Annotated in this window: 1 protein-coding gene; it reads left to right on the top strand. The window is 58.3% G+C overall.

The window, feature by feature from the left end; translation table 11 throughout:
- A partial coding sequence (locus tag ALO43_RS25815; RefSeq protein WP_157062366.1) for a hypothetical protein occupies nt 1-309 on the top strand: 309 nt, incomplete at its 5' end.
- Nucleotides 310-312: the final 3 nt, after the last annotated feature.

Here is a 312-nt window from a genome sequence, read left to right as displayed (position 1 = left end):
GAAAACGACTGGTATCGCGATCTGGCGGCAGACGGTTTGCTGCAGTCCGACTGGGGCGACAAGGTCGAATATGCACACTACTCGATCCACCACTATCGCGAACGCGAAGCGCCTGAAGACGACAGCCTGTTCCGCTTCCAGAGTGCCGAGTGGAAGCATTTCGACGAAACGCCGCAGGAAGGCGGCTCTTCCACCAACCGCCTTGATGACACGTTACACGTGGAATACGGCGAGCCACACAAATCGCCGGATCAACAGAAGCGTGACGAATTGAGAGAAGCACCGCGCTGGAGCGGCTCGAAGGTCTGAGCC

The sequence above is a fragment of the Pseudomonas tremae genome, from assembly GCF_001401155.1.
Taxonomy (GTDB): domain Bacteria; phylum Pseudomonadota; class Gammaproteobacteria; order Pseudomonadales; family Pseudomonadaceae; genus Aquipseudomonas; species Aquipseudomonas tremae.
The sequence above is the reverse complement of the archived record's forward strand: the minus strand, read 5'-3'. Positions and strand labels throughout refer to the sequence as shown.